The organism is Paraburkholderia sp. JHI869 (assembly GCF_038900775.1).
GTDB lineage: Bacteria > Pseudomonadota > Gammaproteobacteria > Burkholderiales > Burkholderiaceae > Paraburkholderia.
Genome location: NZ_JAYMSC010000007.1, coordinates 1 through 17,207 on the forward strand (window position 1 = coordinate 1; position 17,207 = coordinate 17,207).

The 17,207-nt window shown below is 64.3% G+C and carries 13 protein-coding genes; 7 read left to right on the top strand and 6 right to left on the bottom strand.

What is annotated here, in order from left to right; all coding sequences use genetic code 11:
* Positions 1-74: 74 nt before the first annotated feature.
* The 3 genes from VSR72_RS14270 to pcaC are packed head-to-tail and all read left to right on the top strand — an operon-like array spanning position 75 to position 2,649.
* Positions 75-1,442, top strand: a complete 1,368-nt coding sequence (locus VSR72_RS14270) for a 3-carboxy-cis,cis-muconate cycloisomerase (protein ID WP_342952982.1) — start codon at positions 75-77, stop codon at positions 1,440-1,442.
* A 29-nt stretch (positions 1,443-1,471) separates the two neighbouring features.
* Positions 1,472-2,260, top strand: coding sequence for a 3-oxoadipate enol-lactonase (gene pcaD, locus VSR72_RS14275; RefSeq protein WP_342952983.1), 789 nt, complete (start codon positions 1,472-1,474; stop codon positions 2,258-2,260).
* Positions 2,260-2,649 carry a 4-carboxymuconolactone decarboxylase gene (gene pcaC, locus VSR72_RS14280; protein ID WP_342952984.1) on the top strand — a complete coding sequence of 130 codons (390 nt, stop codon included), beginning with the start codon at positions 2,260-2,262 and terminating at the stop codon, positions 2,647-2,649. Before pcaD ends, pcaC begins: the two co-directional genes overlap by 1 nt.
* 37 nt (positions 2,650-2,686) lie before the next feature.
* On the opposite strand, the gene VSR72_RS14285 is transcribed toward pcaC, so the two are convergent.
* From VSR72_RS14285 to VSR72_RS14295, 3 genes are all read right to left on the bottom strand, one after another.
* On the bottom strand, positions 2,687-3,754 hold the full coding sequence (locus VSR72_RS14285) for an NAD(P)/FAD-dependent oxidoreductase (RefSeq protein WP_342952985.1): 1,068 nt from the start codon (positions 3,752-3,754) through the stop codon (positions 2,687-2,689).
* A 46-nt stretch (positions 3,755-3,800) separates the two neighbouring features.
* Complete coding sequence (locus VSR72_RS14290; RefSeq protein ID WP_342952986.1) at positions 3,801-4,049, bottom strand: hypothetical protein; 249 nt, start codon at positions 4,047-4,049, stop codon at positions 3,801-3,803.
* 212 nt (positions 4,050-4,261) lie between these two features.
* Complete coding sequence (locus tag VSR72_RS14295; protein WP_342952987.1) at positions 4,262-5,590, bottom strand: aspartate aminotransferase family protein; 1,329 nt, start codon at positions 5,588-5,590, stop codon at positions 4,262-4,264.
* A gap of 170 nt (positions 5,591-5,760) precedes the next feature.
* On the opposite strand from VSR72_RS14295, the gene VSR72_RS14300 reads away from it, so the two are divergent.
* The gene (locus VSR72_RS14300) at positions 5,761-7,164 is read left to right on the top strand and encodes a PLP-dependent aminotransferase family protein (RefSeq protein ID WP_342952988.1); all 1,404 of its coding nucleotides are present in this window, start codon (positions 5,761-5,763) and stop codon (positions 7,162-7,164) included.
* 11 nt (positions 7,165-7,175) lie between these two features.
* Here VSR72_RS14300 and VSR72_RS14305 read toward each other — a convergent pair whose 3' ends face one another.
* Together VSR72_RS14305 and VSR72_RS14310 are read right to left on the bottom strand one after the other, a co-directional pair.
* Positions 7,176-9,551 carry a DNA polymerase II gene (locus VSR72_RS14305; RefSeq protein WP_342952989.1) on the bottom strand — a complete coding sequence of 792 codons (2,376 nt, stop codon included), beginning with the start codon at positions 9,549-9,551 and terminating at the stop codon, positions 7,176-7,178.
* Positions 9,552-9,623: 72 nt separating this feature from the next.
* Positions 9,624-10,241 (bottom strand): LysE family translocator, encoded by a 618-nt coding sequence (locus VSR72_RS14310; protein ID WP_342952990.1) that lies wholly within the window; start codon positions 10,239-10,241, stop codon positions 9,624-9,626.
* A gap of 450 nt (positions 10,242-10,691) precedes the next feature.
* On the opposite strand from VSR72_RS14310, the gene VSR72_RS14315 reads away from it, so the two are divergent.
* Genes VSR72_RS14315 through VSR72_RS14325 form a run of 3 tightly spaced genes read left to right on the top strand, consistent with a single transcriptional unit; the run spans position 10,692 to position 16,229 of the window.
* Entirely contained in the window at positions 10,692-11,657 is a 966-nt protein-coding gene (locus VSR72_RS14315; RefSeq protein WP_342952991.1) for an efflux RND transporter periplasmic adaptor subunit, read from the top strand.
* On the top strand, positions 11,654-14,731 hold the full coding sequence (locus VSR72_RS14320; RefSeq protein WP_342952992.1) for an efflux RND transporter permease subunit: 3,078 nt from the start codon (positions 11,654-11,656) through the stop codon (positions 14,729-14,731). The genes VSR72_RS14315 and VSR72_RS14320 overlap by 4 nt, the downstream gene beginning before the upstream one ends.
* The gene (locus tag VSR72_RS14325) at positions 14,721-16,229 is read left to right on the top strand and encodes an efflux transporter outer membrane subunit (RefSeq protein WP_342952993.1); all 1,509 of its coding nucleotides are present in this window, start codon (positions 14,721-14,723) and stop codon (positions 16,227-16,229) included. The genes VSR72_RS14320 and VSR72_RS14325 overlap by 11 nt, the downstream gene beginning before the upstream one ends.
* 8 nt (positions 16,230-16,237) lie before the next feature.
* On the opposite strand, the gene VSR72_RS14330 is transcribed toward VSR72_RS14325, so the two are convergent.
* Complete coding sequence (locus tag VSR72_RS14330) at positions 16,238-17,194, bottom strand: cation diffusion facilitator family transporter (RefSeq protein WP_342952994.1); 957 nt, start codon at positions 17,192-17,194, stop codon at positions 16,238-16,240.
* Positions 17,195-17,207 lie beyond the last annotated feature (13 nt).

The window sequence follows — 17,207 nt, forward strand, 5'->3', positions numbered from 1 at the left end:
GTCGACGGTTGCCGCGCCCGCTTCGTTCCATTTGTACTATCTGAACGCGTGCATCTTTCTACGCGCCACATTCCATGATTGAACGTCTCACGAGCCTGATCTGCGGGACCGAACCGATGAACGCGGTCTGGTCTCCCGATGCCACGCTGCAACGCATGCTGGACGTCGAGGCGGCGCTCGCGCGCGCCTGTGCCGCGCATGGTGTGATTCCGCAGTCGGCGGTGGCCGCGATCGTCGAGGCCTGTGCGGCGGACCAGCTCGACGCGCCGGCGCTCGCACGCGACGCCGCATTGGGCGGCAATCTGGCGATCCCGCTCGTCAAGCAGCTCACGGCGCGCGTGAAGTCCGCCGACCCCGAAGCCGCCAAGTACGTTCACTGGGGCGCGACGAGCCAGGACATCATCGATACGGCCACCGTGCTGCAGTTGCGCGACGCGCTCGTGCTGATCGAGCGCGGCCTGGACGCGCTGTGCGCGACGCTCGCGGACCTCGCGCGCACGCATCGCGCGACGCCCGCCGTGGGGCGCACGTGGCTCCAGCAGGCGCTGCCCATCACGCTCGGCTTGAAGTTCGCGCAATGGCTCGACGCGATGCTGCGTCATCGCGAACGCCTGGCTGTGTTGCGCGAGCGTGCGCTCGTGCTGCAGTTTGGCGGCGCGGCTGGCACGCTCGCAAGCTTGCGCGACGCCGCGCCCAAGGTGAGCGCCGCACTCGCGCAAGAACTCGATCTCGCATCGCCTGCGTTGCCGTGGCACACGCAGCGCGACCGCATTGCCGAAGCCGCATCGTTCTTCGGCATGCTCATCGGCACGCTCGGCAAGATCGCGCGCGATATCTCCCTGCAGATGCAGACCGAAATCGGCGAGCTGGGCGAACCGGCTGCGGCGGGCAAGGGCGGTTCCTCGACCATGCCGCACAAGCGCAATCCCGTGGGTTGCGCAGCAGTCCTGACGGCCGCCACGCGCGCGCCGGGCCTCGTCGCAACCGTGTTCGCTGGCATGGTTCAGGAGCACGAGCGCGCGCTCGGCGGCTGGCAAGCCGAGTGGGATGCGTTGCCCGATCTCGCGCGACTCGCTGGCGGCGCGCTCGCGCAGATCGAACAGATTACGGCTGGGCTCGAAGTGCGGCCCGAACGCCTCGCGGCGAATCTCGACGTCACGCATGGCCTCATACTCGGCGAAGCGGTGATGCTCGCGCTCGGCGACCAGATCGGTCGTCTGGACGCGCATCATCTCGTTGAGCACGCATCGAAATCGGCGGTCCAGAGCGGCCGCACGCTGTACGAAGTCCTCGCGGCGGAGCCCGCCGTGACCCAACACCTGGGCGAAGCGCGCCTGAAGGCGCTGCTCGATCCGGCCAACTACGTGGGGCAGGCGCACGCCTTCGTCGACGCGGTGCTCGCGTCGTATGAAGCGAATGCAAAGCAACGCACGTCCCATTGATCATAGAAGACACACGAGGAGTAACACGCATGCCTTACGCAGCCGTCAACGACACGCATTTGTTCTACCGCATCGACGGTGCGGAGAACCGCTCGGCGCCGTGGGTGGTTCTGTCGAATTCGCTCGGGAGCGACGTGTCGATGTGGACGCCGCAGATCGTCGAGTTCACGAAGCACTTTCGCGTGCTGCGCTACGACACGCGCGGCCACGGCCACTCGGCGGCGCCGCAGGGCCCGTACACGATCGAGCAACTGACCGGCGACGTGATCGGCCTGATGGACCAGCTCGGCATCGAGCGCGCGCATTTCGCGGGCGTTTCGATGGGCGGCCTGACCGGCGTCGGCCTGGGCGCTCGTTACGCCAACCGTATCGATCGCCTCGTGCTGTGCAATACGGCCGCGAAGATCGGCTCGCCGGAAGTGTGGGTGCCGCGTGCGGCGAAGGCTCGCAGCGAAGGCATGCTCGCGCTTGCCGAAGCGGTGCTGCCGCGCTGGTACACGCCCGAATTCATCGCGAACAATGCGCTCGTGATGTCGCAAGTGCGCGACGTGTTCGTGCATACCGACAAGGACGGCTACGCTTCGAACTGCGAAGCGATCAATGCCGCCGACCTGCGCGGCGAGGCGCCGTCGATCAAGGCGCGCACGCTCGTGATCTCGGGCACGCACGATCTGGCTGCAACGCCCGCACAAGGGCGCGAACTGGCCGAATCGGTGCCCGGCGCGCGCTATGTCGAACTGAACGCCGCGCACATCTCGAACGTCGAACGGGCGGACGAGTACAACAAGATCGTGGTCGATTTCCTGCTGGGGGCGTGATGAACGACGAAGAGCGCTACGAAGCGGGCATGAAGGTGCGCCGCGCGGTGCTGGGCGACGCACACGTCGATCGCTCGCTCGCCAACCGCACGGAAGTGACCGAGGAATTCCAGAACTTCATCTCGCGCTACGCATGGGGCGAGATCTGGACGCGTGACGGCCTGCCGCGCCACACGCGCAGCCTGCTGACGATCGCGATGATGGTCGCGCTCAACCGCAGCGAGGAACTCGCGCTGCATCTGCGCGCCGCGCGCAACAACGGCGTCACACGCGACGAGATCAAGGAAGTGCTGCTGCAAACGGCGATTTATTGCGGCGTGCCGGCGGCGAATTCGGCGTTCCATCTGGCCGACCGCATCTTCCGCGAGCAGGACGACGAAAAGGCCTGATCGTGTGGTGACAAAACGCGGGGCGCTCGCCCCGCGCTCAGTCGAACACTGGCGACTCTACGCCGAGCACCTTGTGCAGGCGCGTGCTGGTCGTTGTGTACTGCAGATGAATTTTCTTCTCGGGAAACACATGATGCGCCGCGCCGAAAGCTGCGAGCGCGGCTTCGTGAAAGCCTGAGAGAATCAGCTTCTTCTTGCCCGGATACGTATTGATATCGCCGACGGCAAAGATGCCTGGCACGCTCGTTTCGAAGCGCGCCGTATCCACCGGCAACTGCTTGCGTTCGATTTCGAGGCCCCATTGCGCGATCGGCCCGAGTTGCGGCGACAAGCCGTAGAACACGAGCAGATAATCCAGATCCAGCGCGCGCGTGACGCCGTCGCCGCCGGTTACCTTGATGCGCATAAGCTTGCCGCCTTCCTCGTCGAAGCCGGTCAGTTGGCCGACGATCGACTGCATGCGCCATTCCTCGCATAGCGCGTGCATTTTCGCGACCGTGGCGGGCGCCGCGCGATAGCCCTCGCGCCGATGCAGCAGGATCACGCTCTGCGCAACATCCACGAGTTGCAGCGCCCAGTCGAGCGCCGAATCCCCGCCGCCGCACACCACGATGTCCTTGTCGCGAAAGCGCTCGAGATCGCGCACGCGATAGAACAGCTGCGTGTCGCGGTATCGCTCGATGCCGCTCAGCTTGAGCGTGCGCGGCTGGAACGAGCCCACGCCTGCCGCGATGAACACCGTCTTCGCAAGAAACTGCGTGCCTTTGCTCGTCTGCACGAAGAAACGGCCGTCTGCGCGCGGCTCGACGATCTGCACTTCCTGGCCGAGATGGAACGTCGCGCCAAAAGGCTCGATTTGTTTCATCAGCGAATCCACGAGCTGTTGCCCGGTGCACATGAGCACCGCGGGAATGTCGTAGATCGGCTTGTCGGGGTAGAGTTCGGCGCACTGGCCTCCGACCACGGGCAGCGAGTCCACTACGTGCGCGTGTATTTCCATCAGACCGAGTTCGAACACCTGGAAAAGGCCCACCGGTCCTGCGCCAATGATGAGCGCGTCGGTTTCGATGAGCTGCGGCGGGAAGTGATCGTTGCGCTCGTTCATCGGCGCGCTCTCCTTGCTGGGGCAGGTGCGGTGTTGCTAAAGACTCCTATTCTTCCGGCTGCACGTCGGCCACATAACGGCGCAGGCAGGCGAGCAGCGCGGCTTCCTCGGCGCGGCTCGCGGCGTCGCTGGCCGAACCCGCGTCGCGTTCTTCGCCGAACATGGCCGCGGGCGCGGGGATCGTGTCGACCACGCGGCCATCGCGGAACACGCGGATCTGATGCGTGTTTTCCACATACTCGGCGATCCAGTGGACGCCCTCGATATGCGTGCCGATGCGGACTGGCATCTTCATGAAATTCCCTCCTGGCGCAGCGTACGTCGGTCGATGCACGCTCGCCGCAATCGTATTTGCTATGGCGGATAGGGCAACGATACGCCGACGGCGCGTTCCGTGCTCGATGCTGACCCTCGCGGAAAAAAAGAAAAGGCGGCCCGACCCCGGGCCGCCCTTGCGGCGCATTACCAAATGAAAGCAGGCGCGAGCGAGGGCTCGCGCCGTGCGTGTTACTGCACCGTGGCGAGCACGTCGCGCACCGTGCCGAACAGGCGCGCGATTTCCTCTTCGGTCACGATGAGCGGCGGCGAGAACGCGAGAATGTCGCCCGTGTAGCGGATCAGCACGCCCGCCTCGAAGCACTTCACGAATACCTCGTAAGCGCGCGCGCCCGGCGCGCCATCGCGCGAGTCGAGTTCGATGCCGGCAACGAGGCCGAGATTGCGTACGTCCTTCACGTGCTTCTCGCCGCGCAGCGCGTGGGCGGCGGCCTCGAACTTGGGCGCGAGCGCGGCGGCGCGCTCGAACAGGCCTTCACGGCGGTACAGGTCTTGCGTCGCAATCGCAGCGGCGGCGGCGAGCGGGTGCGCCGAATACGTGTAGCCATGGAACAGCTCGATTGCGCCCTGTGCGCCGGCGTTCACGACGGTGTCGTGAATCGTGCGGCTCGCGGCCACGCCGCCCATCGGCACGGCGGCGTTGTTGATCGCCTTGGCCATCGTGATGATGTCGGGCGTCACGCCGAAGTACTCGCTGGCCGTGGCCTTGCCAAGACGCCCGAAGCCCGTGATGACCTCGTCGAAAATCAGCAGGATGCCGTGCTTCGTGCAGATCTCGCGCAGGCGCTGCAGATAGCCTTGCGGCGGAATCAGCACGCCCGTCGAGCCCGCCACGGGTTCGACGATCACGGCGGCGATGGTCGAGGCGTCGTGCAGCGCGACGATGCGCTCGAGGTCTTCCGCGAGATGCGCGCCCCAGGCCGGCTGGCCCTTCGAGAACGCGTTGTGTTCGAGATTGTGCGTATGCGGCAGATGATCGACGGCGGGCAGCAACTGGCCCGAGAACGCCTTGCGGTTCGGCGAGATACCGCCCACGGAGATGCCGCCGAAGCCCACGCCGTGATAGCCGCGCTCGCGGCCGATCAGCTTGGTGCGCTGGCCTTCGCCGCGTGCGCGATGGTAGGCGAGCGCGATCTTGAGCGCGGTGTCGACCGACTCCGAGCCGGAGTTCGTGAAGAACACACGGTCGAGCCCGGCCGGCATGATTTCGGCAATCTTCTGGGCCGCTTCGAACGCGAGCGGGTGGCCCATCTGGAAGGTCGGAGCGTAGTCGAGCGTCGCCGCCTGCTGGGCGATCGCCGCGACGATTTCCTCACGCCCGTGGCCCGCGTTCACACACCAGAGGCCCGCGCTGCCGTCGAGCACTTCGCGGCCGTCGGTCGTGCGGTAGTACATGCCCTTGGCCGATTCGAGCAGGCGCGGAGCGGCCTTGAACTGGCGATTGGCGGTGAAGGGCATCCAGAACGACGAGAGATCGTCGATGACAGGGCGCGAAGTCATGCGTGCTTCTCCTCAGGTGGGTTTGGCTCAACTGTAGCGCCGAGGCTTGAACGGCGGCATAGACAGTCTCTATACTGATCTGCAAACCGTGCTGGACAATTCTCGCCAACTGTATTGGTCGGCGCTCGAATCGTACGGGTTTTCCCTCGCACTATACGCTTGCTTTCCCGATGATCGAACTTGAACTGGAGCGCGGCCGCGGCGTCACGACAACGCTCGTCGAACAGCTTGTACAGGGCTTCACGCGCGCTATCGAAGCGCAATCGCTGCGCGCCGGGGCGCTGTTGCCCTCGGTGCGGCAGCTCGCGCAAACGCACGAACTCTCCACGTATACAGTGACCGAGGCGTACAACCGTCTCGTGTCGATGGGCTTCGTGATCGCGCGGCGCGGCTCGGGCTACCGTGTGGCGCCCCGCAACGAGTCGGCGCGCGCGAGCGCGGCGGGCTGGCAGCCGCCCACGCTCACGGCCACGTGGCTGCTCTCCGACGTATTCGCCGACCATTCGGTGCCGATCAAGGCGGGCTGCGGCTGGGTGCCGGGCGAGTGGATCAACGAAAGCGGCCTGCAGCACGCCTTGCGCGCCATGAGCCGGGTGCCGGCCGTGCGTCTGGGCGACTACGGGCATCCTTACGGCTACGCGCCGCTGCGCGAGCGCATCGCGGCGCAACTGGACCGGCAGGGGCTGCCGGTCGAGGTGTCGAACGTGTTGCTCACGCAGGGCGCGACGCAAGGGCTCGATCTCATCGTGCGCACGCTGCTGCGGCCCGGCGACACGGTGCTCGTGGAAGACCCCGGCTACTGCAATCTGCTGCAGATCCTCAAGCTCGCGGGGCTCACGGTGCACGGCGTGCCGCGCACGCCCGCCGGGCTCGACATCGAAGCGCTCGAACGCCAGGTGGCGGCGCACCAGCCCAAGGCGATCTTCGTGAACACGACGTTGCAGAATCCCACTGGCGCGACGTTCACGATGGCCAACGCGTTCCGCTTGCTGCAGATCGCCGAGCGCCAGCGCATGTGGGTCGTGGAAGACGACGTGAGCCGCGAGCTTGCGCCGCCGGGCGCCCCGTTGCTCGCGGCGATGGAAGGCTTGCAGCGCGTGCTTTACGTCAGCGGCTTTTCGAAGACGGTCACGCCTTCGCTGCGTTGCGGCTATGTGGTCGCCGAGCGCGACGTGCTGCGCGAACTGGCGCGCGCGAAGATGGCCGTGGGGCTCACCTCGTCGTCGACCATCGAGCGCATGGTCGACAAGGTCTTGCTCGAAGGGCGCCACGCGCGGCATGTCGAACTCGTCAACGAGCGGCTGAAGGCGGCGCATGCCTGCGTGGAGGAGCGGCTCGATGCGTTGGGGCTGGAGATTTTCCACCGGCCGCGCGCGGGGCTTTTCGTGTGGGCACGTCTTGCCATCGAACCCGAACGGGCGGGCGCGATCGCCACGGCGGCGCTGCGCGACGGCATCTGGCTGGCGCCTGGCTCCTATTTCCGGCCCGACGACGAACCCGGCGCGTGGTTTCGCTTCAACGCGCCGTATTCGACGGACGACGCGCTGTGGCGGTTTATCGAGCGCGCGCGATAGGGCGTGCGCGTTTAGAACAAACTCTGCTGCCCCGACATCAGTGTATCGAAATCATCGCGCAGGAAAGGCAGAATCGCGTCCGCAACGGGCTGTAGCTGGCGGCTCACATAGAACGCGTAATCGAGCGGCGAACTCAGCGTTTCGAGCGGCTCGGGGCCGGCCGTCGTCATGACGTAGCTGATCCAGCCGCCGTTCTGATACTGGAGCGGGCGGCCTTTCGCGCGATTGAACTCGTCCGCGACGCGCGCGGCCCGAACGTGCGGCGGCACATTGCGCTGATACTCGACAAGCGGCCGGCGCAAGCGCTTGCGGTAGACGAGCTGGTCGTCCATTTCGCCATTGAGCGTGCGCCGCACATAGTCGCGGATGTACTCCACATAGGGCTCGCGCTGGAAAATGCGCCGATACAGTTCGCGCTGGAATTCCTGAGCGAGCGGCGTCCAGTCGGTGCGCACCGTTTCGAGGCCCTTGAACACGACTTCCTCGCGGCCATCCTTGGCGAGCGAGAGGCCCGCGTAGCGCTTTTTACTGCCTTCTTCCGCGCCGCGCACGGTGGGCATGAGAAAGCGCGAGTAGTGGCGTTCGAACTGCAATTCCAGGGCGCTTTGGAGACCGAAGCGTCCTTCTAGTTCAGCCTTCCACCATGCGTTGACGTGCTCGACGAGCTGCTTGCCGGTTCGAGTGGCATCGGCCTCGCTGTGCGCGTGCTTGAGCCAGACGAAGGTCGAGTCGGTGTCGCCGTAGATGACGTCGTAGCCTTGTGCCTCGATGAGCTGACGCGTTCTGCGCATGATCTCGTGCCCGCGCATCGTGATCGAAGAAGCGAGACGCGGGTCGAAGAAGCGGCATCCCGTTGAGCCGAGGACGCCGTAAAACGCGTTCATGATGATCTTGAGCGCTTGCGAAAGCGCGGCGTTGTGCTGCCGCTTCGCCTGCTCGCGGCCTTCCCAAACCTGGCGCACGATGTCTGGCAAACAGTGCTTCTCGCGCGAAAAGCGCGCGCCGAGAAAACCGGGCACGGAAGCTTCGTCGCCAGGATCGCTCAGGCCTTCGATGAGCCCGACGGGATCAATCAGAAACGTGCGGATGATCGAAGGGTAGAGGCTCTTGTAGTCGAGCACGAGCACCGAATCGTAGATGCCGGGGCGAGAGTCCATGACGAAGCCGCCGGGGCTGTTTTCGCCCACGACATCGCCGATATTCGGCGCGACGTAGCCGAGCCTGTGCATTTTCGGCAGATACAGATGCGTGAACGCAGCGACTGAGCCGCCGCTGCGATCCACGGGAAGCCCCGTCACGGATGCGCGCTCGAGCAAAAAAGCAATCAGCTCGGTCTTCTCGAAGACGCGCGTGACCAGTTCGCAGTCCTTGAGGTTGTATTTGGCCAGCGCGGGTTTGTCTTCGTCGAAGCGGCGCTGGATTTCGTCCATGCGCTGGTACGGGTTGTCGATCGATTTACCCTCGCCGAGCAGCGCTTGCGCGACGTATTCGAGGCTGAACGATGGGAAGCTCCACGTGGCCGAGCGCAGCGCCTCGATGCCGTCGATGATGAGGCGGCCCGCGGCGCCCGCGAAGAAATGATTCTCCCGCATGCCGTGCTCGCGCCACTCCATGACCTCGCCGCCGCGTCCGAGACGCAGGGGCACGCCGGTTTGCTGGGCATGGGTGTGCAACACACGCAAATCGAACTGAACGAGATTCCAGCCGATGATCGCATCGGGATCGTGCTCCGCCATCCACGCGTTGAGGCGTTCAAGCATCCGCGCGCGGCTTTCGCAGTACTCGAAGTCGAAATCGATCTGGCTCGCGTCGCCGTTTGCGGGGCCGAGCATGTAGACCTGGCGTTGTCCGCAGCCTTCGAGCGCAATGGAATAAAGCTCGCCCTGCGCGCTCGTTTCGATGTCGAGCGACACCAGTTTCAGTTGCGGGCGATAACCGTTGGCGGGTTTCATCTCGCCGTCGAGCAGCACACCGCTTTCGGTCGTGCCACCCGCGTCGCCGCGAAACAGCACAGGCGCGGTGATGAACCGCTCCATCATGTAACGGTCCGGCGGCTGGATATCGGATTCGTAGACGTCGACGCCCGCTTTGGCGAGACGCTTTGCGTGCCCCGCCAGGGCGCGATATTGCGGCGAGTAGAGCCCGAGCACCTGGCGGCGCTGAAAGTCGCACAAATTGAGCGGGCGAAGCTCAGCGCGTGCGTCGCCCTTTAGCGCAGCGCGGGCCGCTGCTTCCTGAGCGGCCGGCACGAACGCGACAGAAGGCTGGGGGCGCAGACGCACCTGGCGCGGCCCCGCGTCGGTCGCGAGCCAGAAGTCGACCTCGGTGTGTTCGCCCGTATCGCGCCAATGGCGGGTGAGAATAAAACCCGCTTCAAACTCAGACAATGTGTGACTCCGCCGCCCATGTTCCCCGGTTGCGATTGTAGCGTTTGAACCGGGGAAAGGCGGCAGGTCGTTTTAACGCTGAAGCAGGTGCGCGAACATCGGATACAGCGAAACGAGCAGCGAAAGCGCCATGAAGATATTGAAAGCGCGCAGCCGCCGCGGATTCGACAGAAAGCGCCGCATGCTGGTGCCGAACGCGGCCCAGATGCAGATGCAGGGCAGGCCGATCACGTAGAACAGGAAGGCCATCGCCATCGTATTGGTGCCGAAATTCGTTGAAAGGCGAATCGTGGTGGCGGCCGTGAGCACCATCATCCAGGCTTTGGGATTGACCCACTGGAACGCGATGGCTTCGTGAAAGCGCATGGGTCGGTGTTCGCCGCTCTTCACCTTGATGTCGCCCGAGGTGCCGATCTTCCATGCGAGATACAGCAGATACGCAATGCTTGCGACCTCCAGCACGGTATAGAGCGACGGAATGTGCCGGAACACCTGGCCAAGCCCGAAGCCAACCGAGAGCATGAGCACGACTACGCCCGCGCTGATGCCGAGAATGTGCGGCACCGTGCGGCGAAAACCGAAGTTGACGCCTGAAGCCAGCAACATGGTGTTATTGGGGCCGGGCGTGATGGTCGTGACCACGACGAAGAGCATGCCGGCGGGCAGCGCGCTGAGCATTTCGGGCAGCATGATGCGAGGGGCTCCGGAAAGAGAAGACAGATTCGACGGGAACCAGTTTATCGACAGTGCGCGGTACAGTACCGGTACAGTTTAGAAGACGCTGAACAGTACGGATTGGGGCGCGAAGGCGGCGTTCGCCCGGCCGCGTTCAAATTTCGCCGCGAAAGAATCCGCTATGCTCACTTCGCGTCAGATCGTTTGACTTTTGCATCGGCCATGCACTGCATGACGTGAACGAAGTTAGCTAACGCGTGTATGCGCGTTCGGTCGATGACGAGACAACTGATTGCGAGGGCACGAATGAGCGGTCAGGATGCCTTTTCAAATTCGAGTGCGGATGCAAGGCCGGGGGTGCAGCGGTCCACGCGCGCTCGTCACTGTGCGGTCGCGGTGCTTCTCGCCGCCGTGCTGGCGGCATGCGGAAAGCCCGCACCGACCGCACAGACGCACGAGCCGCGCATGGTCGAACTGGCTAGCGTTGGCACGAGCGCCGCGAGTCAATTGCGCGTGTTCTCCGGCCAGGTCGAAACGACCAACGTTTCCGCCATCGCATTTGAAGTGCCAGGGCGTGTCGTGCAGATCGCGGTGCTCGACGGCGCGCGTGTACGGCAAGGCCAACTGCTCGCCCGCGTGGACGACGAGCCCTACCGGCTCCAGGTGCAGCGCGCCGAAGCCCAATACAATCAACTCGCCGAAGACCTCAAGCGCAAGTCCGCGCTGCACGACGAAAACATTCTCTCCGGCGCGGCCTACGATCAGTTGAAGGCCGCTGTCGAAATGGCGCGTGCGCAACGCGATCTCGCGCGCCGCGACTTGCGCAATACCCAGCTTATTGCGCCGTTCGACGGCCGCATCGCGCGGCGTACCATCGAAACGCAACAGGTGGTGCAGGCCGGCGCCCCCGTCTTCACGCTCGAAGCGACTTCGCGGCTCGAAGTGGGCGTGGCGTTGCCCCAGAACGTCGCCGAATCGCTGCCGTTCGGCAGCGCGTTGCGCGCGCAGGCGTGGCCGCCTGACCGGCCTTCGACGATCTTTCCGCTCGTGTATCGCGAGCATTCCACCGTTTCGACGCCCGCAGGCAGTGTTTACCGCCTGCTGTTTTCGCTTGCGCGGCCCGAACAACTCACGCTGCTGCCCGGCATGGCATTGCGCGTGAGCATCGATGTGCCGGCCTCGGCTGGCGCGCAGTCCTCGCTGACTGTGCCGGTGAACGCGCTGACGGTTGCCGCGGACGGCAGTCGCGCGGTCTGGAAATATGATGCGCAGACCCATCGCGTGCAGCGCACTGCGGTCGAATTGCAGGAAATCCGGCAGAACGACGCCGTGGTGACCGGTGCGCTGCATGCAGGCGACCAGGTGGTGGCCGCCGGGTCGCAGTTCGTGTCCGAAGGCGAAGAAGTTCGCCCACTGGAAGCGAACCCATGAATCTGGCGCGAGCATTAATCGAGAAACCGCTCATTGCATGGACCATTGCGCTGGTGTCGTTGATCGGCGGCATCATCGCGTATATCGACATCGGGCGGCTCGAAGATCCGAAGTTTACGATCAAGACCGCCGTGGTGGTGACGCTCTATCCGGGCGCGAGCGCGAGGCAGGTCGAAAGCGAAGTGACCGACCGGATAGAGAGCGCGGTTCAGCAACTGGAGCAGGTGGATTTCATCCGCTCGCGTTCGATGGCGGGCTACTCGGAAGTCCGGGTGCAGATTCGCGATCAGTACGCGTCGAAGGCGTTGCAGCAGATCTGGGAGCAGTTGCGCCGTCAGGTGAATGACGTGACGCCGCGCCTGCCGCCGGGTGCCGGGCCGCCGATCGTGTTCGACCGTTTCGGCGACGTGTACGGCATGTTCTATGCGATCACGGGCAAGGGCTATTCGCAGTCGCAGTTGTTCGACTACGCACGCGACCTGCGCAAGGAACTGCTCACCATTCCGGACGTGGCCGATATTGTCATCGCCGGCAATCAGCAGGAGCAGGTCACGATCACGGCCGACCAGTCCCTGCTGGTTGCGAACAATCTGTCGTCGGACGATATCGCGCAGGCGCTCGGCGTGCAGAACGAAATTCGCAGTGCGGGACGCGAGCGCGTGGGCGATCAGCTCATGCGTCTCTCGCCAACCGGCACGCTCGACACGCTCGCTGCCGTCCGCGCGCTGCCCATCGGCACGACGCCGGGCGAGCTGCTGCTCGGCGACGTGGCCCGCGTCCATTTCGGCTACGCGAGCATACCCACGCAGGCCATCCGTTACAACGGTCAGGATGCCTTGACAATAGGCATCAGTGCGCGCTCGGGCGTCAATGTCGTGAAGGTTGGCGAGGAAGTGAAGGCGAAGATGCAGGCGCTCGAACGATCGAGACCGCTCGGCATCGAATTGCACGTGCTCTACGATCAGCCCGATGCCGTCGACGCGGCGGTGCGCGGCTTCGTCCTGGACGTTTTGCTCTCCGTTGGCATCGTGACGGTGGCGCTCGGTATCGGGCTTGGATGGCGTGCTGGCGTCGTGCTCGGCATCGAACTGTTCCTCTCCATTCTCGGCACGCTGTTCGTGATGTACGCGGTGGGAATCGAATTGCAGCGCATTTCGCTCGGCGCGCTGATCATCGTGATGGGCATGCTCACCGACAACTCCATCGTCGTTTGCGAAGGCATGCTCGTGCGCGTGCAAAAGGGGCTCTCACACATCGAAGCCGCCGCGCAGGTGCTCAAGCAGGGGCAGTGGCTGCTGCTGGCTTCGACGGTTGTCGGCATTCTCGCGTTTTCCGGCATCGGCATGTCGCCCGACGCCGTGGGCGAGTTCTGCGCGTCGCTCTTTGCCGTGGCGGCGATTTCGTTGCTGCTTAGCTGGGTCATCGCGATCGCGCTCACGCCATTGCTTGGCTATTATTTCTTCCGCAAGGCGGAAGGCGAGCAGAAGGACCCTTTCGATGCGCCGCTCTATCGCCGGTATGGGGGGCTGCTCGGCTGGGTCGAGCGACGGCGCGTGTGGGTCATCGCCGCGATGGTGGTGCTGTTCGCGGTGTGCGTCTGGGGCTTTCGCTTCGTCGAGCAGAGTTTCTTTCCTGCGTCGACCAATCCGATCTTCTATGTCGATATGCGTTTGCCGCGCGGCGCCGATATCCGCACGGTGATGGAGCGAACGAAAGGCCCGGAGAAACTGTTGCTCGCGCAACCAGGCGTGGTGAACGTCGGGACCTATATCGGCGGCGGGGCGACGCGTTTCATCCTGGTCTACGATCCCGAGACCCAGGACCCGTCGTACGCGCAGTTCATTGTGACGGTGGACGACGCCTCGCGCATCGACGGCATGATCCCGAAGCTCGACACCGAACTGCGCAAGCGCTTTCCCGACGTAAGCTGGTCAGTCACGCGGCCGAACTTCGGGCCGTCTAGCGGGCTGCCGATCCAGGCGCGCTTTCTCGGCCCCGATCCCGCGGTTTTGCGCTCGTTGGGCGCGCAGGCCGAGGCCGTGCTCCACAAGGATGCAGGTCTGCAATCAATACGCAACGACTGGGAAAACCCCGTGAACGTGGTGCGGCCGGTGTTCGACGACACGCGCGCCCGCGCGCTCGGTGTGACGCGGCGGCAACTCAATGACACGCTTGCGTACGCAACCGAAGGTCTTCGCGTCGGCATCTTCCGCGACAACGATCTGCTGCTGCCGATCGTGCTCAACGAGCCTTCTGGCGAGAACGGCATCGAGCGCGTGGCGGGCCTGCAGATCTTCAGCCTCGGCCAACGGCGTTACGTTCCCGTTGCCGACGTTCTGACCGGCGTCACGTACGGCACCGAAGATGGCTTGATCTCGCGGCGCGACCGCATCCGCACGTTGACCGTATCGGCGGGCACGCTCTACGGCGAGAACAGCGTGGCGGCCTTCGATCGCATTCGCGCGCCGATCGAGGCTATCCCGTTGCCGCCCGGCTACCGGCTCGAGTGGGGCGGCGAGTACGAGTCGTCGAACATGGCAAAGGAAAGTCTCTTCCGGCAATTACCGATCGGGTTTGCGGGCATGGTGCTGCTCGTGCTGTTCATGTTCGGGCGGCTCAAGCCCGCATTGATCGTACTGCTCGTCGTACCGATGTCGATCTGCGGCGTGACCATCGGGCTGCTGCTTTTTCGCGGCGCGTTCGGCTTCATGTCGCTACTCGGCCTGCTCAGCCTCATTGGCATGCTGATCAAGAACGGCGTCGTTCTCGTCGATGAAATCGATCTGCAGATCGCCTCCGGCCTGCCACGCATGCGGGCCGTAATTGACGGCTCCAAGAGCCGCCTGCGACCGGTCGCTCTTGCGGCGGGCACGACGATACTCGGCATGGTGCCGCTGCTTTGGGACCCGTTCTTCAAGGACATGGCGATCACGATGATGGCGGGCCTCGCGTTTGCGACGGTGCTGACCATGGCCGCGGTGCCCGCACTCTACGTGCAGTTCTTCTCGATCCGCAGCGACGAGACTGAACCGCGCAAATCGAACGGCACGAACGGAGAACATCATGAAACGTGATGATGTTCGCGATGTGCGTTCGGCGGCGCGTTGCATGCGACGGCTCGCGAAAGGGCCCGTATTACTTGCGTTGCTAGCGGCATGCACCGGCCCGCTGAAACTGGATCGACCTCCTGATCTGCCCGGGCAATATCAGCAAAACAAAGTCAATTCGACGAGTGCACAATCGCTCGATGAAACGCAGCTCGCGAACTGGTGGCTCCAGTACAACGACCCATCGCTCAACACGCTGATTCAACGCGCGCTGGAGCATAACTACGATCTCGCGCTCGCGGCTACGCGCGTGGACGACGCACGCTCGAACATCCTCGCAGCGCGCTCGGCCTTGCTGCCAACCGTAGGTGTGGGCGTGGAGGCCGCGAAATACCACGGTGGCGAAACGCAGCTCGAATTTGCGCAGTTCCTTGGCATCACCGATCTCGATGCGCAGTTCTGGCGTGTGGGGCTGCAAACACAGTGGGAAATCGACGTGTTCGGGCGCGGGCGCGCAAGACTGGCCGCCGCGCGTGCGATCACGCTCGCCGCGGCGGGCGATGCGCAGGCCGCGCGGCTCGCGGTGGTCGCCACCGTCGCCGACGCCTACATGACATACCGCGGGCTGATCGAGCAGCGCCGCTTCGTCGTGCAAAGCCGCAAGATCGCGGAGGACTTCGTCGTGATTGCGCAGCACAGCTTCACGGCCGGCGTGGTGTTGAGCACCGACATCGACGCAGCGCGTGCGGCGCTGGCGCAGGTGCAAGCGCGCGAACAGGAGGTCAATAGCGCGATTGTGGCGGCCCGTCTTTCCATCGAGCAGATCTGCGCGGCGAGGCCCGGCGAACTGGCGGATGTGCTCGACGAGACCACCGGTCTCCCGAACGCGTTACCCGCAATCGCGCCGGGGCAGCCGGTCGATTTGCTCGAACGGCGTCCCGACCTGATTGCCGCGCGCGACCGTCTGTTCGCGAGCATACGTCAGGCGGATGTGGCGCGCCTGAACTACTGGCCGACGTTTTCGCTGAGCGCCGTGCTCGCGCGCAACGGCTGGGAAATTGCGGGGCAGTCGCTCGGGCCGAGCACGTTGTGGCTCTTCGGCGTGGCGGCGATGATGCCGCTCATCGATTTTGGCGCGCGCGAATCGCGCGTGCAGGCAACAGACGCCCAGGCGCGCGCAGCGGAAATCGCCTATGAAAAAGCGGCTAACGGCGCGCTCTTCGACGTCGAGCAGGCGCTCACGCGGCTCTCGCGCCAGGCGCAACTGCAGGCCGCGCGCAACGACGAAGTGGCGCAGCGCCGCACGCTCCTCGGCAAAGCGCAAACGCAGTTGCGCGTGGGCGAGGTGGGGCGCATGGACGTCGATCGCGCGCAACTTGCGCTCGCGGATAGCGAGGCGGCGCTCGTACGCGAGCGGGTTGGCGAACTGAGCGCGCAGATCGCGCTGTTCAGGGCGATGGGCGGCGGTTGGGAAAAGACGGGTACGCCGCTGGAATTTTCACCTTCATTGAGCGCGGTTTGGTGAGGTGAGCGTCATCCCGGTTCGCGTCCGTCTTCCCAGCGCGGGTCCGCGGTGATCTGTACGGTGAGGCGGTTTTCCAGCGGGTTCGCGCTGAGCGTTTCCCAGATCCGTTCGCGCAACCGGTCCTGCGAGGCGAGATCGCTTAACGGGGACGTTGCGCCAACAAGCACATTGACTTCGACAAAATTGCGCCGGCCCGCCTGAATGACGTGGGTGTGATGGCGCAGAATGTCAAGCTCGCGTTCGAGCTTCGAAAGCGCCTTCTCGATTTCCGAGCGCGGATTGTTCTCTTCGGGGCTCATGTGCAGCAATTCAGCGAAGCTCGTGCGCACGATTTTCACCGGCGCGGAGAGAAATATCAGCGAGAGCCCCGCGGTCATCGCGCTGTCGATATAGCGCGCCCATAGATCGTGAAAGCTTTCGGGCAAGATCGAATACACGAAGAAGCCGAGCAGCGTGGCCGCGCTGAACGAGAATTTCATGATCCATTTCCAGCCATCGGTTTTGAGCAGCTTGGAATTGATCTGCGCGGCGGCGCGCTTCTTGTAGACCACCATGGCAAAGCAGACCACGCAACTCGCCATGCTGATCAGGATGACGCCGGACGCATTGACGACGTGACCCCCAGAACGTATGCCCTCGATCCCGTTCACGAAGCCATACACGCAAACCAGCAGCATCATGAGACCGTTGATGCCGTTCACGAGCGGCTCGAGAAACCAGTAGCCATATTCGAAGCGCGTCGTCGCGGGCCGGCTGATCACGGTGGCCGCGAGCAATCCGAGCGCGGAGCTGATGAGATTGAGCAGATAGAAGATGGCAGTCAGCAGCAGCGTGTCTGACTGCACAAGGAAGCCGTAACCGACGTTGGCCGCGAAACCGAGGCACACGACGTAAATGGAAATCTTCATCGCGCGCTGCTCGACGGCGGCGAGCTGCGCCTTGCGGAGCGCGTAGCTGATAGGCATGGTTCCTCGCTGT